The organism is Aestuariimicrobium ganziense (assembly GCF_015352975.1).
Classification (GTDB): Bacteria; Actinomycetota; Actinomycetes; order Propionibacteriales; family Propionibacteriaceae; genus Aestuariimicrobium; species Aestuariimicrobium ganziense.
Genome location: NZ_JACYIZ010000005.1, coordinates 161783 through 184046 on the forward strand (window position 1 = coordinate 161783; position 22264 = coordinate 184046).

Consider the following 22264-nt stretch of genomic DNA (forward strand, 5'->3'; position numbering starts at 1 on the left):
GCAGACGTGAAGCAGTTGATCACCACCGCTGGCGACCTGTCGGCCGACGAGGTCGAGCTCGTCCTGCCCCACGAGCACGTGTTCGTCGACTTCCGCGTGCCACAGCACCCCGAACACGGGGTCGCCGAGGTCGACGACGTCGTGGCCGTGATGGCACCCGAAGTTGCCCGCGCCAAGGCGCAGGGTGTGACCGCCATGGTCGACTGCACCCCGGTCGGGGTGGGACGACGCCCCGACATCGTCCGCGCGGTGGCCGACGCGGCGGGCATGCCGACGGTGCTGCCGACCGGCCTCTACCGCGAGCCGTGGGTGCCGGACTGGGCGTACGGCGCGGACGAGGCCGAGATCGCCGACTGGATGCTCGCCGAACTGCAGGAAGGCATCGAGGGCGCCCGGGCGCGGGGCGTGGCTGTCGTACGACGGCATCGGTTGGAGCCCGGACGAGGAGTACGTCGCCCACGTCAACCGTGCGCTGGACACAGGTCTGCTCGACCAGGTGATGATCAGCCAGGACCGTGGCTGGTACGACCCGGACAAGCCCGGCGGAGGCACACCCGAGCCGTTCACCCACTTGGTGGACTCGTTCCTGCCGGCGCTGCGGGCCCCAGGCGTGGACGAGGACACGATCACCACGCTGACCCGGACCAACCCCTTCCGGGCCTTCGCCCGCTGACGCCATCACCCTCGTGTGGCGAGACCTCACGGCACGGTGTTGGCATTAACCGAATCTGATTCGGAAGGACGAGGCCGCCCAGAGACCTTTCCCGCCTACTCGGCCTCACTCGACCACCGACGTGACGACGTGGCGACAGAGACCGAGATGGCCGCCCAGGTCATCATCACCGGACTGGCGTCACAACTGTCGGACGATCGCAGAGCTCTTGAGCAGCCGCTCTGACAGGCTGGGATGGTGAGCTACGACCATCCCAGCCTCGCCGCCATCTACGACCATGACAATCCTGATGGCCCTGATCACGACTGGTTCCGCCGGTTCGTGGACGACGCTGCCCCTGCCGTGGTCACCGACCTGGGCTGTGGCACCGGCCTGCTCACGGTGACCTTGGCTCGTCCGGGACGACGGGTGGTGGGGATCGATCCTGCCCCCTCGATGCTGGCCCTGGCAGCAGCTCGACCCGGCGGTGATCAGGTCGAGTGGCGGCTCGGCACCAGCGACCAGATCGAGCAGGCCTCGTCCGACGTGGTGATCATGAGCGGCAACGTGGCGATGCACCTGATCGGAGACGAGTGGCACCACGCCCTGCGTCGCATCGCGGCTGGGCTTCGTCCGGGTGGACGACTGGCCTTCGAGACCCGCAATCCCTCGGCTGAGGCGTGGCGCGAGTGGAACGATCCGCTGACCGACCGCGACACCCCGGCCGGGCGCTTGCGCGAGTCGTCGACGACCACTGCGCCCGATGCCGACGGCGTGGTCACCATGCACTGCCACAACGAGTTCCTCGACGACGGCGAGGTGGTCGACTTCGACCTGCGCCTGCAGTTCCGCGACCTCGACCGGATCACCGCCGACCTCGCCGCAGCCGGTGTCATGGTGAGCCGGGTGTCGCGAGACTGGCACTCCACCCCCTTCACGGGCACCGCAGCCGAGCGGCTGATGGTGGTCGAAGCGAGTACCGGTCGATGAACTCCTGGCCGACTGATCTCATCCCGAGCGCACTGCGTGCCAGTGTCGCCGGCCGACAGCCCGACTCGGGCGTGGCGCACCCGATCGACGGCGACCGTTGGCTCGTCCGGCTCCCTGTCCAGGTGGACGAGTACCTCGACCGCTGGAACCTCACGCCCGACGGCACCCCGCTCGCCGGAGAGAACGCGCTCGTCCTGCCCGTGCGGCGGGACACCGGCGAACTCGCTGCGCTGAAGCTGTCGTGGCCGCACCACGAGGCCCAGTTCGAGCACTTGGCCCTGCGCCTGTGGGCCGGCGGCGGTGCGGTCACACTGTTGGCCGCCGACCCGACGCCGCAGGTGCTGCTGCTGGAACGGCTCGACCCCACCCGGCCGCTGACCGGGGTCTCGATTTTCGAGGCGTGCGAGGTGATCGGCGGCCTCTTCGGTGCACTCGGGCGGCTCGCGACACCTCAGGCGCCAGCCCTGGCCGACCACCTCTCGCCGTGGGAGTCCCCCTCCGTCACACCGCAGGTGCCCCAGCGACTCGTCCAGCAGGCTGCTGCGAGCGAACCGGACCTGTTGTCGAGTGCACCACAGACCTCGCTGGTGCACACCGACCTGCACGACGCCAACGTGCTGGCTCCGCTCGACCCAGAGCGTGGCGAGTGGCTGGCGATCGACCCCAAGGTGGTGGCTGGCGAGTGGGCCTACGCCGTCGCGCCGATCGTCTGGAACCGCCCGGACGACCTGGCCCGCGCTCACGACCTGCGGGTGCATGCCCGGTTGCGGGCCGACATCGTGGGCGACGTCGCCGGGCTCGACCCCGACCGGGTGCGGGCCTGGACGTTCGTCCGTCTGGTGCGCAACGCGGTCGACACCGCCTGCCATGCGCCGGGCAACAGCGAGTTCCTGACCCGGATGATCACCCTGGCCAAGGCGTTCGCCGACTAGTGGCGGCGCAGGTGCAGCCGGCAGGCCACATCTCACCGCTGTCGAGTGGGCACCGTCGTTGAAGCCCAGGGTCGAGTAGCGGGTCTCGAACTTGCTGGCCGGCTGCAGGAAGACCCGCACCTTGCCGTCCTTCTCGTAGGCCGGCATGCCGAACCAGACCCGCGGCGCCAGGTCGGGAGCGACCTCGCTGACCACCTGGTGCAGTGCCGTGGCGATCTTCTTCTCGTCGTCAGGCAGTTCGACGATCTTGTCGAGCAACGCAGCCGGGTTGTCGGCATTCTTCTTGCCGCCCTTCTTGGCGCGCGACTGTTCGGCCCGATCCTTGATCGCGGCGAGTTCAGCCTTGCTGAAACCACTGTCGGCCATGTCGGTCCCCTCCTTGGGTGGACGGCGTCGCAAGTACCGTCAGCTTCGGACGGCGCGGGTCCCACGAATGGGTGTTCGTGGCCAGTTCGCGTCTGAGACGCTGTGGGTGTGGACGATGCGGTGCTCGACTGGCTGCTGGACGCCGACCCGGCCGTGGCCTACCAGACCCGCCGTGACCTGCTGGACGATGACGATCCCGAGGCTCTCGCCCGGCTGTCAGGCGAGGGCTCTGCGGCCACGATCTGGCCGCCCGTCGCCCTGACGGCCACTGGGGCGCTGGGCCAGCAGATGAACGACGGCGGCTTCAACTGCCGCAGCACCCGTTGGGTGTGCCGGGTCTCGGCGGTGCATACCACCGCCTCGGTGATCGACGGATTCACCGAGTACCTGCGCGCCGACCGCCCGCATCGATCGGAGGAGGTGTCAACGGCCCTGGACGAGGCGGTGGAGTGCCTGCTGGCTCGTCGCCTCTTCCAGGTGAAGGCCACGGGTGAGCCACTGCACCCCGACATGCTCAAGCTGGCGTCACCGCTGATGATCGACTGCTGCCGGTGTCGCCCATGTGTCCTCCCGACGAGCAGGAACGGCCAACCCGTGGATCACGCTTCAGGCGCTGCGGCTGCTGCGCCGGCTTGGTGCAGCAGGGCCAGGTCGCGCCTGATGTAGCGCAGGTGAGCCCACTCCTCCTCGAGGATCACCCGGACGCAGTCGCCCACGGTGGGTCGCCAGTCGTCTCCCCCACCCCAGGGGTTCGCACGCTCCTCGGCAAGGACTTCCGGGGTCACGTCAGCGAGGAAGTCGGTGACCATCTGCTGGCGCTGGGCGCGCACGCTGAGGATCTCGTCGAACGACTCGGGCTCACCGAAGATCGACATGTCGAACCCCATCCGGTCAGCGCCGGTGAAGATCTGCCCGATCGGGTGGAAGGGACGCTCGGTGCCCTGGATCGCCCCGAGCAGCCAGGCGTCGGTGGCCAGGATCAGGTGGCGCAGCGTCTGCGACAGCGACCACTCGTCCGGCACGTGGGCGTCACGCAATTCGGCAGGGGTCTCGTCCACGGTTTGCTGCCACGCGGCCTGCACCGCGAGCCAGCCTTCGCGGAGGCCCTCGGGAGTCTCGGCCTTCTGCAGTTCACGGCCCGGGAACTGGCGGTTGAGTTCAGCCTCGACCAGCGGGACGACGTCGACCCCGTTGACGATCAGGGTCCCGAAGAACAGGTCGTGGCTGTCGATGTCGAGACCGTCGCAGTCGACCGCCCGCAGGGTCAGGCCGCTGACATCGGATGAGCGGATGGTGGCGTCCTTGAAGCTCGTGCGGACGAAGGTCGCGCCCTCGAACTCGTTGGTGCTGGAGTAGGTCGTCATCGCCCCATCATCAGGGTCAGCGCCCACCAGTCCATACCCGTCGTCCACGGAGCCAGCGGCAGAACTTGACCCAGATCAAGGATGCGTGGCCGAGGTGTCCGTAGCTTCGAGGCACAACCCACGCAAGGACGGACCCCCACATGACCGCCTTGGCCAAGGCCCTGGAACTGGCACCGATCATCGAGCGCGTGCATGGCGAGCACCACCCCGAGCTGACCCGCGTCCGCGAGATCACCGAGCTACTGTCCGCGCCGGGGGCGGATGTCACGGCGCTGTTCAGCGAACTGCGCACCGTCACCAGCGGCTACGCCATTCCCGACGACGTGTGCGAGACCTTCGAGGCCACCTACCAAGCCCTGGAGCAGGCCGAGGCCGAGATCGCCCGCTGAGCGTCGACTCGGCTTCGCCGACCGCCTCGTCCTCAGCACTGGCACACTCGTCGCGTGCTGCCTGCGCTCGCAACCCTTGACCGCGCCACGCGGGTGTTCTGGCGACTGCGCGGACGACGGGTCGACCTGCAGGGCGCCCACAGTTGGCTGGCGGCACCGATGAGCGGGGCGTCCCGGGGGTGACGGGTGGTTGGAGCAGACCGCTGCCGACCTGGGCGGGCGGCTCGGCCGCGAGGTGACCACGGCAGGGTTGCTGGGCGACATGTCGAGGCTCGACGGCCCCACCTTTCCCGCCGGAGACCTGCATCCTGACATCCGGCACTTCTACGAGCACACCTCGCAGTGGCGCATGGAGGTCTGGACGCAGTGGAACCCCCTCTTCCAGCTCGGCGGTGAACTGATTTCGCGACTGTTCGCCCGAAGGGTTCAGCAACTCGCCCTGCCGATGCGGCCCCTCGAGGTCGCGCACGGGGTCGACAGTCGGGTGGTGCCGATCCTCGACTCAGCCGGTGAGCAGGTGGCTGCGGGCTGGATGCGCACCCTGCGTGCCACCGGTGGCTACGTCTACAGCGGCTGCTACTCGACGCGACTGCTCCCGGGAGCCAGTCAACCCAGCGTGCACGTGACGTTCCCGCTCGAGGCGGGCAACATCCAAGTGCTCCTCCAGCCCCGCGTGCTGGCCGGGGGCGGCCTGGAGCTCAGCTCGCCGGCCGGCCCCTTCGGCGGCAACGGTGCCTACGTGGTGGTCGACGAACACGGCACCCACGCGGCCCGCCTTCCGATCCACGAGACGTTCCGGCTGAGCGTCGATGACGAAGGTTCTGTGCGCACCGACCACGAGTTGAAGCTGTGGTCGGCCGAGGTCGTCCGCATGCACTACAAGCTGAGTCGGGTCGGCTGACGGCACACTGCTGCACCTGGCCCCGGCGGCAGACCACCAGTGGCAGAACGGAGTTTTCCACAGGTCGTCAGCACCTCACGGCGGAACGGCCCGCCCTGCCTGCACCATCGTGGCCATGACCTTCGAACAACTGCCCAAGGACTGGCCCACCCGATCACTCTCCGACCCGTCCCTGACGCCCGACGTCGTCGACCTGTGCCTCAAGCTGTCCGACCGCATGCAGGACTCGGCACTGCTGCTGCTCTGCGACCACGAAGGCCGGCTCCTGCAGCCGGTGGTGATCGAACAGGTCGACTGGCACGCCATCGCCGACGAGCGTGCCCAACTGTTCCACCTGTTCGAACACCTCGAGATCCCCTCGGTGGTGGTCGCGGTCTCGTCGCGCAAGCCGATTAACCCGGGGGTGGTGCTGCGGTGGCTCGACACCGCACGCCGCGAACTGAGCCGAGTCGGGGTCGAGTTGCTCGGGTTCTACTGCGCTGACATGGACGAGGTCTGGGCGCCGGTCGAGTCGGCTGCCTAGTCTGGCGGCATGAACCGGGCTCGAGCCGATCGCAGCCGCCGCCTGCCGATCGTCGTCGAGGTGGTCATGGTGGCGCTGGGGTTGCTCAGCTGCAGTTCGCCCACGACGACACCGACGAGTCCGCGCACCCAAGGAGACACCATGCAGATCAGGATCGGCGACCGCACCCTGACAGCGAAGCTGGCCGACAACTCGTCCGCACGAGCCCTGAAAGACCTGCTCAGCCAAGGGCCGGTCACCATCGCGATGAGTGACTACGCCAGCATGGAGAAGGTCGGAAACCTGGGCACGACGTTGCCCACCAATGACGAACAGATCAGCACCGCTGCCGGCCACCTGATCCTCTACCAGGGCGACAAGTTCGTCATCTACTACGACACCAACTCCTGGAGCCTCACCCGGCTGGGGTGGGTCGAGGGTGTCAGCGCGGACGAGCTCAAGCAGATCCTGGGCAGCGGTGACGTCACGGTCCTCGAGTTGCCGTGACCATCCGGACGGTCCACGTCAACGAGCTCGAGCCACGCGACGTCGCTTGGTGTGAGGTCGCCGTCGTTATCGACGTCGTGCGTGCGTTCACCGTGGCGCCGTGGATACTTCGCATGGGCGCGGCCCAGTTGCTGCTGGCACCTGACGTCGAGACCGCAATGGCCGCTCGCGATGCCCACCACCCACACGCACTGCTGCTCAAGGACGGACCCGCGCACCCGTTGTTCGACCTTCCCAACTCCCCCGCGATCGTGTCCGGGACCGACCTGACCGGACGCACTCTGATCCAGACCACCGGCAACGGGACTCGCGGCGCACACGCCGTACGAGAGGCGGCTCTCGTCCTGTGTGCGTCGTTCGCCAACGCCTCGGCCACCGCTCATGCACTGTGTGGCGATGGGCAGCGGGTGTTGCTGGTCCCGACCGAGGGGGACGAGGACGTCGCCCTTGCCGACTTCCTGACCGAGGCCTTGACCACGACGAATACTTCGGACCCGGTTCCGTACCTCGTCCGAGTGAGGAACTCAGAGGCGGGTCGAGAGTGCCTGGCGTGCGGGGCCGACGAGAGCTGCCCCAGTGTTCACCGCGACGATCTGGCGCTGTGCCTGCAGGTCGACGCCTTCGACCAGGCACTGAGCCTGGTGCCCGCCGGCTCGCTGCTGCGGGTTGTTCCCGTTGGCTCCCCCGTGCGGCCGTGACAAGCGGAACTCACGTCGCGCAGCGCGAGACGAAGTCCACGAGTAGACGTGCGAACCGATCGGGCTCAACCAGGTGTGCACAGTGCCCGGCGCCGGGCCATTGTTCGATCTGCACGTCAGCCTGTGGCAATGCGGCGCTGACCGCGGTGGTCTCAACCTCCTCGAGCTGGTGCCCGAACACGGCGAGGACCGGCACGGTGACTCGAGCGAGGTCGCCATTGACGCGGCGCTGCAATGCCTCGGGATCAGCGATCAAGTCCGCCCAGTAGGCCCGGATCACCTCGGGCTTCGCCTCGTCCTCTGCCAAGAGCTGCGTCCGCAGCGGTTCAGCCACCAGGTGTCGTCCGATCGACTGACGGGCCATCCCCCACGCCTGGTCGAACCCCGGGCCGTCGAGAGCCGGGGCGATGGCGCGGGCCATCGGCGCCATCGAGGCGACGTCGGGGCTCTGGTCGATCGTGACCACCCCAGAGGTACGGACGTGGGCTGCGCTGACCATGGCCACCGCCCCGCCCAACGAGTGCCCGACCACCACGGGGGCCTCGATCTGCAGTTCTCGCACCAGCTGGTCGATCCGTGCGGGGAGTTCCCAGGGCGACATTGATCCCGTGGACTGGCCGTGTCCTGGAAGGTCGATTGCGACACAACGCAGAAGCCCACTCACACGGTCGATGATCGGTGACCAGGCAGACCGATTGAAGGTCAGACCGTGAATGAGCACCACACAGGGACCACTACCGACATCGGTGAAGGCCAGGCCATGGCTCTCTGACATGGCTCATCGTAAGTCGTCATTGCCGCGACCACCAGACCCATCGTCAGTCGTGCTCAAGCCTTCCTGACGTCGAGCCCGAGCGGCGGACCTTGGGCAGCAGCGCCGCTGCGACCGCAAACACGACACCGGCCGCGGCCAGCGCGACGACGAAACCGAGCCGATCCGCCACCACGCCCGCCATGGGTGCCATCACGACCAGCACGCCCCGGTTGGCCGATCGCAGGAAGGTGTTCGTCCGGGCCTGGAGGTGATCGGGGGTCAGCAGTTGGCGGAAACTCATCTCATGGGAGTTGCTGGCGCCCATGGCCATCCCATGGAGCGCCTGTCCCAGGGCAACAAGGCCGACCGCCCCCCACTTGGCGGGCGCGAGTGCCGCTGACGCCACCACGAGAGCGCCGACGGCAGACAGCACGTAGCAGGTGGCGATCGTCCCGATCGTGCCCAGACGCCGGCCGACCCACGTCGTGACCGAGGCGCCCACCACGGCTCCAGCGCCACCCACAGCGAGCGCCACTCCGACCTGGGCGGCGGAGAGTTCGAGTCCGAGCACCGCGAACGGCACCAGCGCCACCATGAGCAGCGCCTGCGCCACGAACCAGACATGGGTCGCGATGGCCACCTTGGCCAACCCTGAGGTGCGGTAGACCCAGCGAAGTCCTTCGAGGATGTCGCCAGAGAGTCGCGCACGCTCCCGGGCCGGGGATGGATCGGGGACATCGCGCAACGACACTGCCACCGCCGCGGAGAACAGGTAGCTGACGGCGTCCGCGAGCAGGGCCACCGGCGCCCCAAGCGTGCGAATGAGCACACCGGCCAGTGCCGGGCCACCCACCTGGGCCACGGCGTCGGACGTGTCGATCCGGGAATGGGCATGCTGAAGGCGAGAGCCGGGAACCAGTCGCGGCACGAAGGCCATCGATGCCGCATCGTTGACCAACCCGGCCGCACCAAGGACCATGACGAGGACGAGCAGCGTGGGCAGATCCAGCGTGCCCGACAGCCCGAGCACAGCCAGAACACCCAGCACGCCGAACCGGACGAGGTCGCTGGCGATCATCGTCGGGCGACGGCGCGCCCTGTCGACGAGGGCCCCCACCACCAGGCCGAACAACAGGTAGGGCAGCCACCTGGCCGAGGTCACCCAGCCCACCTCGGTCGCTGATCCCGCAAGCAGGTCGAGGACGACGAACTGCAGGGCCACGAGGGTGACCTGGGTACCGATCGCGGACACGGCTTCGCCCGCCCAGAAGCGCGCGAACGGTGACGACCGTGGTTTCCTCACGAACGCACGCTAGGCAGACTCGCTGGGCGCCCGCAATTGGTGGCCGATCGGCACGTTGTCGACCTCGGCGAATCCACAGGGCTCCAGGCTCATGCTGCCCAAGGCGTGCCGTGGCGCACGCCGAAGAGAATCGCGGACGCGATCGCGAACAACAGCAGGGTGGCACCCATCACCGGCCCGACCAGACGACTGGTGGGGTGGGTGTTCCTGCGCAGGCGGGGCAGCAGGACCAACAACCCGATGGTCTGGATGATCGCGAGCGCAGCCAGGGAGAGATCGCGAAGGAAGAACGCCAGAGGCAGGAAGTGCAGCGCCACGATCAGGGCCACCCACCAGGCCAGCCAGCGGGACTGGCCCCGGCGCGCGAGCACCAGGCAACCGACGCCGGCGACGATCACCTCGAGCGCGACGACCAGTCCGAACCACCAGTACTTGCCTTCAAGGGCCGTGGCACTGTTCCACCTGGTCACCAGGGCATAGCCGAACAGCCCAGCGATCACGAGCCCGACCACGGAGCCCGCGCCGAGCTTCCATCGCCATGGCTCCGGTGGGTCCTCCTGGCCCCACCCCAGCCAGGCCCCGGTCATCAGGCCGAACCAAGCGATCGTGAACGTCTGGTCGCGCAGGAGCTCGGTGAGCATCATCGCCTCTCGTCAGCGGACGCCGCGTTCGACTCACGGTCTCGGGGCCGCAGGTGATCAAGTCGGCTCATCCTGGCGTGCCGAGGGTCACCTCACCGACGGTCAGCCGAGCGACCGCCCAAGATCGCTCAACGCTGGGCCGCGCGCCCGTCCTGTTCCTGTTCCATGGCTGCGACGAAGCTTCGCTTGCCAGCCTGCCAGGCGTCCTCGTCCTGGCCGGTGCGCCAGTAGCCCGAGATCGAGACGCGATCTCGGGGCACGCCCTGCTCGACGAACAGGTACCGACGAAGGTCCTTGATCATGTCGGCGTTGCCGTGGACGAAGACGGCCAGGTCGCCGTCGGGCAGCCCGGCCGCCCTGACCACAGCCGCCAGGCCGGTGCCGTACGAGCCTGCGTAATCATCACGGTGCACCCAGATGACCTCGGCTCCGGGCAGGTCTGGCAACGGGATGTGCGACGCGGCATCAGCCACCTCCAAGTACACCGAAGCACGCGCATCGGCCGGCAGGGCGTCGAGCGCCGCAGCGATGGCCGGAGCCGCCGACTCGTCCCCCACGAGCAGGTGGTGGTCCGCACTCGGGTCGGGTCCCCAGCCACTGCCGGGCCCGTGGAAGCCGATCCCGTCACCGGGCTGGGCCGCTTCCGCCCAGGGCCCGGCCAACCCCTCGTCCCCGTGGACGACGAAGTCGATCGCCATCTCGCCCCGCTCGATGTCGAGGCTGCGAATCGTGTAGGTGCGGGTCACCGGCCACTGTTCACGCGGCCTCGATTCGCGCAGTTCATCGGGGTCGAAGGGCCAGCGGTAGTCAGCGCCTGCGGGCGGGAAGAGCAACTTCACATAGCGATCGGTGTGGTCGGAGGGCTCCAGCGCACGCAAGTCGTCGCCGCGCAGGTGAACCCGCACCAGGTCAGGGGTGAGGCGCTCGGTGCCCGTGACCGTGGCGGTGCGCAGGATGCGGCGCTTGCGCGGGGGTGCGGCATCGGTCATCCGGCGAGCCTATCCGCTGGCACCAACAGCCGCCCGGGAGCGCCTCAGTCGCGGTTGCGGCGCCAGGTCTCAGCGGTCAGCAGCGTGGCGAAGCTCGTCCACGACTTCTGGCGGGGTGGGCAGCGACCTCGCACGAGTTCTCGCCGGGACGGTCAGTGCACTGGAGTGGCCGATCACTCCGGGTAGTCGCGCAGTGATTCGCCAATCGGGCGCTCGGCCCAAGTGGTTTGTGGCGTGAATCCGGCTGTCATTGGGTGAATTGTCGCCACCAACCAGCTGGACGAGCCCCAGACCCACCAAGCCGCCCCGATTCGTGGCGGGAAATGCGTTGTCAGCCGCGTGTTTCGCGCCACGAATCGGGCGGGCTGGTGATCTCGACAACATCAGGTGATCTCTACACGGCCGCTGAACAGGTGCAGCACGCGCAGGCGTCGATGCATGGCGTGGACTGGAGCGGTGATGCTCCTGGTGATCGGTGTCCTGATGGCAGCGTTCACGCTGAAGATCAGTCGCGCAACGCTGCACCGCAACGACTGGATGGGGATCCGCCTGCCCGCGACCATGGCGAGTGATGAGGCGTGGCAGGCAGCCCACCGCCGCGTGTTGCCCTGGATCGCAGCGACGGCGGTGCTGGCACTCGTGGTCGCGATCGTGTTTCTCATCGCCGCCGTGATGGGGGCCAGTGACCGGTGGACCGCGCCGTTGCTCATCGGATCGCTCGTCGTGGTGACGGTGCTCGTGGTGGCACCCGTGCCCTCGGCCCTTCGCGCGGCACAGGACGCCACGTACTGGGACGCCATCGTCGGCAACGGCGGACAGGAGAGCGAGTGTGGCTGGTGCAAGGATCGCTGGGGCCTCTCCTGACAGATCACGCCGAAGGCACTGACCGAAGCAATGGCATCTGACGATCGGCGCACTGAACCCGGTCGAGACAGGCGTCGAGCACGACTACGCGGAGTACGTCGAGGCCAACGTCTGGGTACGACACGCAGCCCAGTCCGAGATCGTCGCTGCCGTCAGCCGACGCCAAGGCATCGCGCGCGCTTACGTCCGCGTCTGCATCGCAAGAAGGAGGACGCCACCCCCGAGGAACTCATCCGAATGTTGGAGCAGCGTTACCTGCCCGCCGTGAGTGTCGCCGCCGCGGCTGTCACGGTCGGAGCGATCGCGGCGGAGATTGCCATCGGCCTCCTACCCGGGGCGGAGCCGCGGCCACTGGTGGCAAGGTCGCTCTGACAATCGCCCAGGATCCCCTGGCCACTGGAGACGACGAACCCTCATGCTTTCGAGTGCCGGAACTAGACGTTGAACCGGAACTCGACCACGTCGCCGTCGGCCATCACGTAGTCCTTGCCCTCCAGGCGCATCTTGCCCGCGGCCTTCGCCGCCGCCTCAGACCCGGCGGCCACGAGATCGTCGAAGCTGACCACCTGCGCCTTGATGAAGCCCTTCTCGAAGTCGGTGTGGATCACGCCAGCTGCCTGCGGCGCGGTCCAGCCCTGGCGGATCGTCCACGCCCGGGCCTCCTTCGGCCCGGCTGTGAGGTAGCTCTGCAGCCCCAGCGTCTCGTAGCCGACCCGGGCCAGCACGTCGAGGCCGGGCTCGTCCACGCCCATGTCGGCGAGGAACTCGCGCACCTCGTCCTCGCTCATGTCGACCATCTCGGACTCGATCTTGGCGTCAAGGAAGATCGCCTCGGCCGGGGCGACGATCTCGCGCATGCGCGCCTTGAGTTCCTCGTCGGCCAACTCGTCGGAGTCACAGTTGAAGACGTACAGGTAGGGCTTGGCGGTCAGCAGGAACAGGTCGCGAAGCTGCTCCTTGTCGAGCCCCGCCGCGTGGATCCCTCGTCCCGAGTTCAGCACCTCGAGCGCCTGCTGCCACGCGGCGAGCCGGGGCTGCGCCTCCTTCTTGATCCGCGCCTCCTTCTCCAGCCGGGGCAACGCCTTCTCCAGGGTCTGGATGTCGGCGAGGATCAGTTCGGTGGTGATCGTCTCGATGTCGCTGCCCGGGTTCACCGCCCCGTCGACGTGGGTGACGTCGGGGTCGCGGAACACCCGGGTGACCTGGCAGATCGCGTCGGCCTCGCGGATGTTGGCCAGGAACGCGTTGCCCATGCCCTCACCCTGCGAGGCGCCCTTCACGATGCCGGCGATGTCGACGAAGCTCACCGTCGCCGGAATGATCTGTGCCGACTTGTACAGCTCGGCGAGCACCGGCAACCGCTCGTCCGGCACGCCCACCACCCCGACGTTGGGCTCGATGGTCGCGAACGGGTAGTTCGCCGCCAGCACGTTGTTGCGGGTCAGTGCGTTGAACAGGGTGGACTTGCCCGCGTTGGGGAGCCCGACGATGCCGATGGTGAGTGCCACGAGCGACGATCCTACCGGCCTGACACCCATGCCTTCTCGCGCCGGTCTGGCACCCTTGACTCGTGAGCAACAGAGCATGGGCACCCGACCCGAGCGGTGACTCCTGGTTCCGCATCGGGCGCATCGACATCACCAGCACCCTGATCGCGGTGGCGATCGGCACCCTGGGCATCCTCGTCTGGGTGATCATGCCCGTGCTGCCACAGTGGCTGTTCTACGCCCCGCAGCATCTGTTCGCCGGTCAGGTCTGGCGGATCGTCACCTGGCCACTGGCCGACTCGATCAGCCTGTGGAGCATCCTCAACCTCGTCCTGCTGTGGTACTTCGGACGAGACATCGAGGCCCAGATCGGGCGCAGGCGGATGGCGTGGCTGCTGCTCGGCGCCTGGGCGAGCCTGACCGTGGCGACCACGGTGATCGGGCTGATCCTGCCCGGCGCCGCCCTGGCCGGCATGGGCATGATCGAGTTCGCCATCCTGCTGTTGTGGATCGCGGAGTGGCCGTCGCGCCGCTTCCTGTTCAACGTTCCGGCATGGGCCTTCGGCGCCTTCCTGGTCGGCCTGCAGGTTCTCACCATGCTCGGCACCCGCCGCTGGTCAGACCTGCTCAGCTTCATCATGGGCATGGGCCTGGTGGCCATCGTCGCCCGCGCTGCCGGTCTGCTCGGCGAGTACAACTGGCTTCCGGGACGACGCCCGCAGACCGTTGGCGCGACCGCTCGGGCGCCCAAGGTCAGTCGCGCTCAGCAGCGTGCCGCCCAGCAGCGGGTCTCGGACGACCAGCGCATGGACGACCTGCTCGGCAAGATCAGCGCCCAGGGCATCCACTCACTGACGTCGTCAGAGCGCAAGGAACTGGACCGGCTGCGTCAGCGCCGCCGCGGCTGAGCTCAGCGCGCATCTCGGAACCACGGAGGGTTCCACTCCCACGGTGGGTCCTCCCCCACCCGGCCGTCAACGGCCTCGCGCAGCAGGTCACAGTGCCCGGTGTGGCGTCCGTACTCCTCGATCACGTCGCAGACCAGCCGCCTGAGACTGGCGTGGTCGCCCTCGTCATCGGCCAACTGGACCGCCTGGTCGAGACCGCCCTCACCGATGGCGCGCAGCAGCGCTCGACGAGACTGCTCAACCGAACGGTCGTACAACTCGTAGAGCTCCTCGGGAAGGTTGTCGGCGGCCGAGGTGAAGTCCCAGTCCGGCTCGGCCTCCCAGTCGACCGAGCGCCACGGCTCACCGGGGTCGGCGCCGAACGCGAACCAGGTGAACTTGGTGGCCTCGACGCCGGCCAAGTGTTTGAGCAGGCCCCCGATGGTCAGCGTCGACGGGCCGATGGTGGTGCGCAGGCCGTGCTCGTCCAGACCGTCGGCCTTCCAGCGGAAGGTGGCGCGCAGCCGCTCGAGCATGGCCAGCAGGTGCGTCTGCTCGTCTGCTGCCAGTGGGGGCTCCCAGGGCGGCATCGTCCGATCGCTCATGCGGGCACAGTAGTTCGCCCAGACCCGCCACGTGTCACGATGGACGAACCACCGCCGCCGGCGATGGGAGGACGCGATGAGCTGTTCAGCGGACGCGACGACGAGTCGTCCCTGTTCAGCGGCGAGACCAGCGTGGACGATGCCCGCGAGGCCGAGTAGGCCCGGCAGACGTCGCCGGAGGCGACGCGGCAACCACCCGCGCCAGCACGACCGGTGCCCGCACGGCCAGCCCCGGCACGCCCATCCCCAGGGCCACAGCACGTCACACCCCCGCCACCTGCTCGACCGTGCGCCTTTGGGCCGCTGCCACCGAGGGGACGCCCCGGCTCCCTACTGGCCCCCGCGCGAGCCGCGGCACTCGTTGCCGTTCCAGGGCACCGGCCATGGCCGCCGCCACAACCACCACACGTGGTCAAGCGCCAGTCAGCCATCGCCGGGTGGATCCTGCTCGGGCTGGCGGCACTCAGCATCTTCGTTCCCCTGCTCGCGCTGGTTCCGCTGTTCGTCGGCATCCTGCTGCTGACCATCCGGCACCCAGGAACGCCCATCAGCGGCCACATCGCGGCGGCGGTCGTGTTGTCGGCCTTCGCGCTGTTCTTCAGCACCATCGGCCCCTACCTGTTGAGCCGTTGATCAGGGGCGTGACCGTCACATTTGAATATGACAACACTTGCGCATCGTTAATCGGCTGTGTTTAGGTAAGGCTCACCTAACCACACGCTCACGCGTCCAAGCAGGAAGACCCCTCGTGCAGCTCTCCCGCCGAGCCCTCGGTGCAGCCGCGGCCGCCATCGCCGTCACCCTCACCGCCTGCGGCAACGACCAGGCCACTCCTTCCGGTCCGACCATCGACGTCACCCACGCCCAAGGCACCGCCAAGGTGCCGGCCACTGTCAACAAGGTCGTGGTGCTCGACTTCGGCGCCCTCGACACCGTGGCCGCCCTCGGACTGGCCGACAAGGTCGTGGGCCTGCCCAAGACCAACATCCCCGCACCGCTGAAGCAGTTCGCCGACGACCGCTACGCAGACGTCGGCACGCTGGCCGAACCGAACCTCGAGGCGATCAACAAGCTCAAGCCCGACCTGGTGATCATCGGCTTCCGCTCGGCCAAGCACCACGCCGCCCTGGCCCAGCACTTCCCCACCATCGACGTCACCTACGCCTACACCCAGAACTTCGTCGACGGCGTCGAAAAGGCTGCCACCATCGTCGCGACCGCCCTGGGCAAGGCCGACCAGGTGCCTGACAAGGTCGCCGCCATCAAGAAGTCACTCGAGGCCGCCAAGGCCCGCTTCAGCACCGGCACCACGGCGATGGTGCTGATGACCACCGCCGGCAAGGTCACCGTGCACGGCAAGGACTCCCGCTACGGCGCGATCTTCCGCGACCTCGGGCTGACCCCCGCCATCCCCGAGGTCAAGGAGGCCTCGCACGGCGACCCGATCAGCTTCGAGGCCATCAAGAAGGCCAACCCCCAGGTGATGTTCGTGCTCGACCGCGACGCCGCCGTCGGTGAGGAGGGCAAGGCCGCAGCCGAAGTCCTCGACAACGAACTCGTCGCGACCACCGACGCCTGGCGCAACAAACAGGTCGTCTACCTCGACGGCGCCCGCTGGTACATCATGATCCACGGCCTCGACAACGCCCTGGCCATGGCCGAGGGTCTCACGACTGGCCTGTGACCAGCCTCGTCAGCCCCGCCGGGGTCGGCATCCGCCCGCGTGGCTGGATGCTGCCCCTGGCGGTGCTGTGCCTGGTGGTGGCCTCGCTGGTCAGCCTGTTCGTCGGGGTGGCCGACCTGCACCCGCTCGACTTCCTGCGCGGCACCGCCACCGACGACCAGTGGCTCAACCTGATGGCCTCGCGCATCCCGCGCACCACCGCCGTGCTGCTGGCCGGCTCAGCCCTCGCACTCTCAGGCATGCTCATGCAGTTGCTGGTGCGCAACAAGTTCGTCGAACCCGGCACGGTCGGCACCTCGGAGTCGGCTGCCGCCGGACTGCTGGCGGTCACCCTGCTCTGGCCCGCAGCACCGCTCGCGGTGAAGATGGCGATCGCCGTGGTGTTCGCCCTGGCCGGCACGGCGCTATTCCTGCGCCTGGTGCGTTCGCTGCCGCCCACCACCTCGCTGATCGCGGTGCCGCTGGTCGGCATGATGCTGGCCGGCATGGTCTCGGCCGCCACCACCTTCGTCGCCCACCGCCTCGACCTGCTGCAGACCCTTGGGGTCTGGATGGCCGGCGACTTCTCCGGCGTGCTGCGCGGTCGGTACGAGCTGCTCTGGCTGGTGGCCGGGGTGTTCGTCGCGGTCTGGTTCTTCGCCGACCGGTTCACCGTCGCCTCGCTCGGCGAGGCCCACGCCACCAGCTTGGGACTCAACCACCGTCAGGCCATGCGGCTCGGCCTGGCCCTGGTCTCGGTGGCCAGCGCAGTCTGCCTGGTCGTGGTCGGCAACATCGCCTTCGTCGGCCTGGTGGTGCCCAACCTGGTCTCGATGGTGCTCGGCGACCGCCTCCGGCGGTCACTGCCCTGGGTGGCGCTCGCCGGCGCGGGATTCGTCCTGGCCTGCGACCTGGTCGCCCGCACCATCAACTTCCCCTACGAGATCCCGGTCGGGACGATCGCGGGCGTCGTCGGCGCCGCGGTCTTCCTCGTCCTGCTCTGGAAGCGCACCCCGGCGGTGTCACGTTGACCGCGCTCGCCACCCCCGGCACCACCGCAACCGCACCCCGCTGGACGTCGCGCCGGCGGCTGCTGCTGCTCGCCGCCCTGGCGCTCGCCTCGATCATCGCCTTCCTGGCCATCGGCTCGGGGGGCGACCTCGCCTTCACCGCCCAACTGCGCGGCACCAAGGTGGCCACCATGGTGCTGGTCGGCTGGGCGACCGGCGTCTCGACCGTCGCCTTCCACACCATCACCAACAACCGCATCCTCACCCCGTCGGTGATGGGGCTGGACGCGCTCTACGCCTTCCTGGTCACCCTGCTCGCGTTCGTCCTCGGGGTGACCTTCACCGGGCAGCTCGGCCCCTACGGCAGCTTCGCGATCACCTTGGTGCTGATGGTGGTCTTCGGGTTGGGTCTGACCAGCGTGCTCACCCGCAAGGGCAGCCAGGTGCACCTGTTGGTGCTGATCGGCATCGTGCTGGGCACCTTGCTGCGCTCGTTGTCGAGCCTGCTCACCCGCATGATGGACCCGACCACCTTCCTGGTCGTCCAGGGCAACCTGTTCGCCTCGTTCAATGCCGTGCAGCCGATGCTGCTGCTGCCCGCAGGCGTGCTCACCGTCGCCGGCTCGTGGTGGCTGTGGCACCGCCGTCACGAACTCGACGTGATGCGCCTGGGACCAGACCACGCCACCAGCCTGGGCGTCGATTGGACCCGCATGGTGCGCGAGGTGCTCCTGGTGGCCGTGGTCCTGGTCAGCGTGAGCACTGCGCTGGTCGGCCCGATCACCTTCCTGGGCCTGCTGGTGGCCAACATCGCCTACGAGGTGACCACCACCGGCCGGCACAGCCACACCATGCCGATGGCCGGGTTGATCGCGATCACCACACTGGTCGGAGGGCAGGCCGTGCTCGAGCAGGTGTTCGGGCTGGCCACCCTGCTCAGCGTCATCATCGAGTTCGGCGGAGGGCTCGTGTTCATCTGGTTGGTGTTGCGAGGGAGCAGGAAATGATCGAAGTCAGCGGTGTCACCAAGGCCTACGCCCGCACCGTCGTCGTCGACGACGTGACGATCAGCCTGCAACCCGGGGGCATCACCTCGATCGTCGGCGCCAACGGGGCCGGCAAGTCGACCCTGCTGTCGATGATCGCCCGCCTGGTCGGCATGGACGACGGACACATCAGCGTCGGAGGCCTCGACGTGAGCAGCGCCGACCCGCGTGAGCTCGCCCGCACCCTGGGCATCCTCAAGCAGGAGAACTCGATGCCGCTGCGGCTCACCGTGCACGACCTGGTCAGCTTCGGCCGCTACCCCCACAGCCGCGGTCGCCTTGGCCCCGACGACCACGCCATCGTCGACACCTCGATCCACACGATGGACCTCGACGAGTTGCGCGACCGGTTCCTCGACGAGATGTCTGGCGGGCAGCGCCAGCGCGCGTTCGTGGCCATGCTGCTGGCCCAGGACACCGACTACCTGCTGCTGGACGAACCGCTCAACAACCTCGACATGGCCCATGCCCTGGCCATGCTCGAGCGCCTGCGCCACGCCGCCGATGCCCTCGGCAAGACCGTGGTGATGGTGGTGCACGACATCAACTTCGCCTCGGCCTGGTCTGACCACCTGGTGGCGATGAAGGACGGCCGGGTCGTCGCCCAGGGCAGTCCGCGTGAGGTGGTCGACTCGGCCATGCTCAACCACGTCTTCGGCGTGAACTGCGCGGTCAGCGTCGAGGGCGGCTGCCCGATCGCCCAGTACTACATGCCCGCCGCCCGACGCACCGAACTCGTCCGCGCCGAACTGGCCCACGCCGAGCAGTCACGCACCGACGCCCTCTGAGCTGGGAGCCTGCCAGCCATGACGGGGGCTCAGGCTCCCTGCCAGTAGGCCTCCAGTGCCCGCGACAGGAACCACGGGTCGTCCACCCCACACATCTCGCGCGCCGAGTGCATGCTCAACAGGGGGATGCCGACGTCGACGGTGGTGATGCCCAGCCGGGTCGCGGTCAGCGGACCGATCGTCGACCCGCACGGCACGGCATTGTTCGACACGAACGGCTGGGTCGGCACCTCGGCCGCCTCGCAGGCTCGCACCCACAACGCCCCGCCGACCGCGTCGGTGGCGTAACGCTGGTTGCCGTTGATCTTGAGCAGCGGCCCGTTGTTGACCAGCGGACGGGTGTCCGGGTCGTGCAGGTGCACGTAGTTGGGGTGCACCGCGTGCCCGGCGTCGGCCGAGATGCAGCTGGAGCGGGCGATCATCGCGCGGAATCGGTCGCCGGTCAGGTCGCGGCTGGCGGCGATCCTGGCCAGCACGTCCTCGAGGAACGGCCCGCAGGCGCCGCTTCGGGTGGAAGAGCCGACCTCCTCGTGGTCGAAGGCGGCCAGCACGGCGATGTCGTCACCGAGGGTGACGTCGGTCAGCGCGGTCAGACTGGCGTGCACCGATGACTGGTTGTCCATCCGCGGCGCGGCGAACAGTCGCTCGCCGTGGCCGAAGCGGGCCGGCTGCTGGGTGGTGAAGGCCATCACGTCGTGGAAGCCGAGGTCGCTGGGCTCGATGCCGGCGATCTCGCACAGCAGGTCGAGGATCGACTGCGGCCGCTCACCGACCGCCCACAACGGAAGCAGGTGCTGCTGCTTGTCCAGGTGCAGGTTGTCGTTGACGCTGCGGTCGAGGTGCGGGGCGACCTGGGCGATCCGCAGCAGCGGCCCGGTCTGGACGAGCCTCTGCTCGCCGTCGCGGGTGACCAGCCGGCCGGCGAGTCCGAACTCACGGTCGAGCCAGGAGTTCAGCAGCGGACCGCCGTAGACCTCCATGCCGACCTGGTGCCAGCCGACGGTGGACGAGTCGGGCAGCGGCTTGAGCTTGAAGCCGGGTGAGTCGGTGTGCGAGCCGACGATCCTGAACCCGGTGGTGTCGTCGACCACGTCGGGCACCAGCCAGGCGATCACCGCTCCGTCGCGAACCACGTACTGCCCACCGCGGCAGCGATCCCAGGGGCGGCGCTCGTCCATCCGGGTGAAGCCTGCGGCATCGAGCCGCTGCGCCACCTCGGCGGCGGCGTGGTAGCTGCTGGGCGAGGACGTGATGAACTCGGCGAAGTCGTCGATGTGGGTACGGGCGTCGGCGAACATGGCTCCATCCAACCAGTCCCCGCCCCACGGAGTGGCCTGCCCGGAATTGTCAGACCCTGTTGCGAGAGTGGAGGCATGGAACTCCTGACGGTGATGGCCCTGCTGTTCGGACTGCTGGTCGGCGGTGGCGTCGGATGGGTGCTCGCACGCAGCCGGCAGTCCACCGAGGGCGCCCACGCCCAGACCGCCATCGCCGAGGCTCGCGGCGAAGCCGAACGCGCCCGCGGCGAGACCGAACGTGCTCGGGCCGAACTCGCGGGGGTGCGCCAGCGTGACGCCGAGGCGCAGTCGCTGGTCGCAGAAGCGCGCGAGGACGCCGCCCACGCTCGAGGGGAGGCGGCCCTCGCCCTGGCCGAGGCGGCCCGCGTGCAGGCTGAGGTCGCCAAGGCCGTGGCCGAGCGTGAAGCCGCCGTCCTGCGCGCCGAAGAACTGGCCGCTGACCGCGAGAGCCTCGTCACACAGTTCAAGGCGTTGTCGGCTGAGTCGCTCGAGGCCCAGGGCAAGCGCGCCGACGCCTCGGCCGAGGCCCGACTCAAGGCCACCGAGCAGCTCATGGCCCCCGTGCAGGAGAGCCTGCGGCTGTTCAACGAACGGCTCACCGAGGTCGAGAAGGAGCGCGTCGAGATCGCCGCCGAACTGCGCCAGCAGGTGAAGAACGTGCAGTTCACCGGCGAGAACCTGCGCCGCGAGACCCAGTCACTGGTCACCGCGCTGCGCAAGCCCCAGGTTCGCGGGGCCTGGGGTGAGATCCAGCTCAAGCGCGTCGCCGAGATCGCCGGCATGGTCGACCGTTGCGACTTCGACTTGCAGCTGACCGCCCAGACCGACGAGCGCACCCTGCGTCCCGACATGCGGGTGAACCTGGCTGACGGCAAGTTCCTCTACGTCGACTCCAAGGTGCCCCTGTCGGCGTTCCTCGACGCCCACGGCACCGAGGACGACCGCGAACGCGACCAGTTCCTCGCCCAGTTCGGCAAGAATGTGCGCACCCACATCGACCAGTTGTCGGCCAAGCAGTACTGGAAGCTCGAGGCCACCAGCCCTGAGTTCGTGATCATGTTCCTGCCGAACGAGTCGTTCCTCGCCGCAGCGCTCGAGCAGCATGCCGACCTGTACGACTACGCCGCCAAGCGAGACATCATCATCGCGACGCCCACCACCCTGATCGCCACCTTGCGCACGGCCGCCTACGCCTGGAAGCAGGCTGCTCTCGCCGAGTCGGCCGCCCAGGTCTTCACTCTCGGCCGAGAACTGTACGAGCGGCTGGGCAAGATGGGCTCCGACTTCGACAAGGTGGGCCGCGCCCTCACCTCGGCAGTGAAGTCCTACAACTCCACCGTCGGCTCGCTCGAGGGTCGCGTGCTGGTGTCAGCCCGCCGGTTCCGCGACCTGAAGGTCACCGAGGCCGAGCTCGCCGAGGTCAGCCCGAGCCAGGAGTCGGTGCGACAGCTGACCGCCCCCGAGCTGGTCGAGCACGCCCAGGAGGTCGAGATGCTGGTCGGCCGGGAGCGACGCAGCGAGCAGTTGGAGCTGACCCGGGGTGAGCCCAGCACCGAGGAGTTGGTCGACCAGTCCCAGCCCGCACTGCTCGACGACAGGCGGCGCCGCAACGCCACCTGAGCGGTTGG

Annotated in this window: 27 protein-coding genes and 1 pseudogene; 20 read left to right on the forward strand and 8 right to left on the reverse strand. The window is 68.5% G+C overall.

What is annotated here, in order from left to right; translation table 11 throughout:
- Window positions 1-6 precede the first annotated feature (6 nt).
- The 6 genes and pseudogenes from IE660_RS16605 to IE660_RS10960 form a co-directional block, all read left to right on the forward strand.
- Window positions 7-384, forward strand: a pseudogene (locus IE660_RS16605) (phosphotriesterase family protein); the annotation flags it as partial.
- A gap of 40 nt (window positions 385-424) precedes the next feature.
- Entirely contained in the window at window positions 425-673 is a 249-nt protein-coding gene (locus IE660_RS16610) for a phosphotriesterase family protein (protein ID WP_407929020.1), read from the forward strand.
- Between the two features lie 237 nt (window positions 674-910).
- Entirely contained in the window at window positions 911-1642 is a 732-nt protein-coding gene (locus IE660_RS10945) for a class I SAM-dependent methyltransferase (RefSeq protein ID WP_203568401.1), read from the forward strand.
- The gene (locus tag IE660_RS10950) at window positions 1639-2574 is read left to right on the forward strand and encodes an aminoglycoside phosphotransferase family protein (RefSeq protein WP_203568402.1); all 936 of its coding nucleotides are present in this window, start codon (window positions 1639-1641) and stop codon (window positions 2572-2574) included. Before IE660_RS10945 ends, IE660_RS10950 begins: the two co-directional genes overlap by 4 nt.
- Before the next feature lie 45 nt (window positions 2575-2619).
- On the forward strand, window positions 2620-3036 hold the full coding sequence (locus IE660_RS10955; RefSeq protein WP_203568403.1) for a hypothetical protein: 417 nt from the start codon (window positions 2620-2622) through the stop codon (window positions 3034-3036).
- Window positions 3037-3048: 12 nt separating this feature from the next.
- Window positions 3049-3606: a hypothetical protein gene (locus tag IE660_RS10960; RefSeq protein WP_203568404.1), complete on the forward strand. Its 558-nt coding sequence runs from the start codon at window positions 3049-3051 to the stop codon at window positions 3604-3606.
- Here IE660_RS10960 and IE660_RS10965 read toward each other — a convergent pair.
- Entirely contained in the window at window positions 3540-4304 is a 765-nt protein-coding gene (locus IE660_RS10965) for a DinB family protein (RefSeq protein WP_203568405.1), read from the reverse strand. The two genes, IE660_RS10960 and IE660_RS10965, sit on opposite strands and share 67 nt — an antisense overlap.
- Before the next feature lie 140 nt (window positions 4305-4444).
- On the opposite strand from IE660_RS10965, the gene IE660_RS10970 reads away from it, so the two are divergent.
- The 6 genes from IE660_RS10970 (at window position 4445) to IE660_RS10990 (ending at window position 7301) form a co-directional block, all read left to right on the forward strand.
- Window positions 4445-4693, forward strand: coding sequence for a hypothetical protein (locus tag IE660_RS10970; protein ID WP_203568406.1), 249 nt, complete (start codon window positions 4445-4447; stop codon window positions 4691-4693).
- 54 nt (window positions 4694-4747) lie between these two features.
- Window positions 4748-4876: a hypothetical protein gene (locus tag IE660_RS16205; RefSeq protein WP_268883129.1), complete on the forward strand. Its 129-nt coding sequence runs from the start codon at window positions 4748-4750 to the stop codon at window positions 4874-4876.
- A 7-nt stretch (window positions 4877-4883) separates the two neighbouring features.
- Entirely contained in the window at window positions 4884-5594 is a 711-nt protein-coding gene (locus IE660_RS10975; RefSeq protein WP_235997735.1) for a hypothetical protein, read from the forward strand.
- 115 nt (window positions 5595-5709) lie between these two features.
- On the forward strand, window positions 5710-6117 hold the full coding sequence (locus tag IE660_RS10980; protein WP_203568407.1) for a hypothetical protein: 408 nt from the start codon (window positions 5710-5712) through the stop codon (window positions 6115-6117).
- A gap of 9 nt (window positions 6118-6126) precedes the next feature.
- Window positions 6127-6603, forward strand: a complete 477-nt coding sequence (locus IE660_RS10985; protein WP_203568408.1) for a cyclophilin-like fold protein — start codon at window positions 6127-6129, stop codon at window positions 6601-6603.
- Window positions 6600-7301, forward strand: a complete 702-nt coding sequence (locus tag IE660_RS10990) for a 2-phosphosulfolactate phosphatase (RefSeq protein WP_203568409.1) — start codon at window positions 6600-6602, stop codon at window positions 7299-7301. The genes IE660_RS10985 and IE660_RS10990 overlap by 4 nt, the downstream gene beginning before the upstream one ends.
- 10 nt (window positions 7302-7311) lie before the next feature.
- On the opposite strand, the gene IE660_RS10995 is transcribed toward IE660_RS10990, so the two are convergent.
- From IE660_RS10995 to IE660_RS11010, 4 genes are all read right to left on the reverse strand, one after another.
- Window positions 7312-8076 (reverse strand): alpha/beta fold hydrolase, encoded by a 765-nt coding sequence (locus IE660_RS10995; protein ID WP_203568410.1) that lies wholly within the window; start codon window positions 8074-8076, stop codon window positions 7312-7314.
- Window positions 8077-8119: 43 nt separating this feature from the next.
- Window positions 8120-9358 carry an MFS transporter gene (locus IE660_RS11000; RefSeq protein ID WP_203568411.1) on the reverse strand — a complete coding sequence of 413 codons (1239 nt, stop codon included), beginning with the start codon at window positions 9356-9358 and terminating at the stop codon, window positions 8120-8122.
- 89 nt (window positions 9359-9447) lie between these two features.
- Entirely contained in the window at window positions 9448-9999 is a 552-nt protein-coding gene (locus tag IE660_RS11005; protein ID WP_203568412.1) for a hypothetical protein, read from the reverse strand.
- Between the two features lie 128 nt (window positions 10000-10127).
- Window positions 10128-10988 (reverse strand): siderophore-interacting protein, encoded by an 861-nt coding sequence (locus IE660_RS11010; RefSeq protein WP_203568413.1) that lies wholly within the window; start codon window positions 10986-10988, stop codon window positions 10128-10130.
- A gap of 459 nt (window positions 10989-11447) precedes the next feature.
- Here IE660_RS11010 and IE660_RS11015 point away from each other — a divergent pair, with 459 nt between their 5' ends.
- On the forward strand, window positions 11448-11852 hold the full coding sequence (locus IE660_RS11015) for an SdpI family protein (protein WP_203568414.1): 405 nt from the start codon (window positions 11448-11450) through the stop codon (window positions 11850-11852).
- Window positions 11853-12286: 434 nt separating this feature from the next.
- Here the strand turns inward: IE660_RS11015 and ychF are convergent, their stop codons facing one another.
- Entirely contained in the window at window positions 12287-13360 is a 1074-nt protein-coding gene (gene ychF, locus IE660_RS11020; protein ID WP_203568415.1) for a redox-regulated ATPase YchF, read from the reverse strand.
- Between the two features lie 62 nt (window positions 13361-13422).
- Here ychF and IE660_RS11025 point away from each other — a divergent pair, with 62 nt between their 5' ends.
- Window positions 13423-14247, forward strand: a complete 825-nt coding sequence (locus IE660_RS11025) for a rhomboid family intramembrane serine protease (RefSeq protein ID WP_203568416.1) — start codon at window positions 13423-13425, stop codon at window positions 14245-14247.
- A gap of 2 nt (window positions 14248-14249) precedes the next feature.
- Here IE660_RS11025 and IE660_RS11030 read toward each other — a convergent pair whose 3' ends face one another.
- Window positions 14250-14831, reverse strand: coding sequence for a mycothiol transferase (locus tag IE660_RS11030; RefSeq protein WP_203568417.1), 582 nt, complete (start codon window positions 14829-14831; stop codon window positions 14250-14252).
- Between the two features lie 408 nt (window positions 14832-15239).
- Between IE660_RS11030 and IE660_RS11035 the strand changes: the two genes are divergently transcribed.
- The 5 genes from IE660_RS11035 to IE660_RS11055 all read left to right on the forward strand — a co-directional run bounded on the left by IE660_RS11035 (window position 15240) and on the right by IE660_RS11055 (window position 19338).
- On the forward strand, window positions 15240-15464 hold the full coding sequence (locus IE660_RS11035) for a hypothetical protein (RefSeq protein WP_203568418.1): 225 nt from the start codon (window positions 15240-15242) through the stop codon (window positions 15462-15464).
- 115 nt (window positions 15465-15579) lie between these two features.
- Window positions 15580-16515 (forward strand): siderophore ABC transporter substrate-binding protein, encoded by a 936-nt coding sequence (locus tag IE660_RS11040; protein WP_203568419.1) that lies wholly within the window; start codon window positions 15580-15582, stop codon window positions 16513-16515.
- On the forward strand, window positions 16512-17525 hold the full coding sequence (locus IE660_RS11045) for an ABC transporter permease (protein ID WP_203568420.1): 1014 nt from the start codon (window positions 16512-16514) through the stop codon (window positions 17523-17525). The genes IE660_RS11040 and IE660_RS11045 overlap by 4 nt, the downstream gene beginning before the upstream one ends.
- Window positions 17522-18511, forward strand: a complete 990-nt coding sequence (locus IE660_RS11050; protein ID WP_203568421.1) for an iron chelate uptake ABC transporter family permease subunit — start codon at window positions 17522-17524, stop codon at window positions 18509-18511. Before IE660_RS11045 ends, IE660_RS11050 begins: the two co-directional genes overlap by 4 nt.
- The gene (locus tag IE660_RS11055; RefSeq protein WP_203568422.1) at window positions 18508-19338 is read left to right on the forward strand and encodes an iron ABC transporter ATP-binding protein; all 831 of its coding nucleotides are present in this window, start codon (window positions 18508-18510) and stop codon (window positions 19336-19338) included. The genes IE660_RS11050 and IE660_RS11055 overlap by 4 nt, the downstream gene beginning before the upstream one ends.
- 29 nt (window positions 19339-19367) lie before the next feature.
- Here the strand turns inward: IE660_RS11055 and IE660_RS11060 are convergent, their stop codons facing one another.
- Window positions 19368-20636 carry a M18 family aminopeptidase gene (locus IE660_RS11060; protein ID WP_203568423.1) on the reverse strand — a complete coding sequence of 423 codons (1269 nt, stop codon included), beginning with the start codon at window positions 20634-20636 and terminating at the stop codon, window positions 19368-19370.
- 75 nt (window positions 20637-20711) lie between these two features.
- On the opposite strand from IE660_RS11060, the gene rmuC reads away from it, so the two are divergent.
- Window positions 20712-22256 carry a DNA recombination protein RmuC gene (rmuC, locus tag IE660_RS11065; RefSeq protein WP_203568424.1) on the forward strand — a complete coding sequence of 515 codons (1545 nt, stop codon included), beginning with the start codon at window positions 20712-20714 and terminating at the stop codon, window positions 22254-22256.
- Window positions 22257-22264 lie beyond the last annotated feature (8 nt).

Bases quoted from the DNA above. Each gene is read 5' to 3' on its own strand.
- IE660_RS10950 (WP_203568402.1), top strand. From the start codon at position 1,639: ATGAACTCCTGGCCGACTGATCTCATCCCGAGCGCACTGCGTGCCAGT.
- IE660_RS10965 (WP_203568405.1), bottom strand. From the start codon at position 4,304: ATGACGACCTACTCCAGCACCAACGAGTTCGAGGGCGCGACCTTCGTC.
- IE660_RS10970 (WP_203568406.1), top strand. From the start codon at position 4,445: ATGACCGCCTTGGCCAAGGCCCTGGAACTGGCACCGATCATCGAGCGC.
- IE660_RS10980 (WP_203568407.1), top strand. From the start codon at position 5,710: ATGACCTTCGAACAACTGCCCAAGGACTGGCCCACCCGATCACTCTCC.
- IE660_RS10985 (WP_203568408.1), top strand. From the start codon at position 6,127: ATGAACCGGGCTCGAGCCGATCGCAGCCGCCGCCTGCCGATCGTCGTC.
- IE660_RS10995 (WP_203568410.1), bottom strand. From the start codon at position 8,076: ATGTCAGAGAGCCATGGCCTGGCCTTCACCGATGTCGGTAGTGGTCCC.
- IE660_RS11005 (WP_203568412.1), bottom strand. From the start codon at position 9,999: ATGCTCACCGAGCTCCTGCGCGACCAGACGTTCACGATCGCTTGGTTC.
- IE660_RS11010 (WP_203568413.1), bottom strand. From the start codon at position 10,988: ATGACCGATGCCGCACCCCCGCGCAAGCGCCGCATCCTGCGCACCGCC.
- IE660_RS11015 (WP_203568414.1), top strand. From the start codon at position 11,448: ATGCTCCTGGTGATCGGTGTCCTGATGGCAGCGTTCACGCTGAAGATC.
- IE660_RS11030 (WP_203568417.1), bottom strand. From the start codon at position 14,831: ATGAGCGATCGGACGATGCCGCCCTGGGAGCCCCCACTGGCAGCAGAC.
- IE660_RS11055 (WP_203568422.1), top strand. From the start codon at position 18,508: ATGATCGAAGTCAGCGGTGTCACCAAGGCCTACGCCCGCACCGTCGTC.
- IE660_RS11060 (WP_203568423.1), bottom strand. From the start codon at position 20,636: ATGTTCGCCGACGCCCGTACCCACATCGACGACTTCGCCGAGTTCATC.
- rmuC (WP_203568424.1), top strand. From the start codon at position 20,712: ATGGAACTCCTGACGGTGATGGCCCTGCTGTTCGGACTGCTGGTCGGC.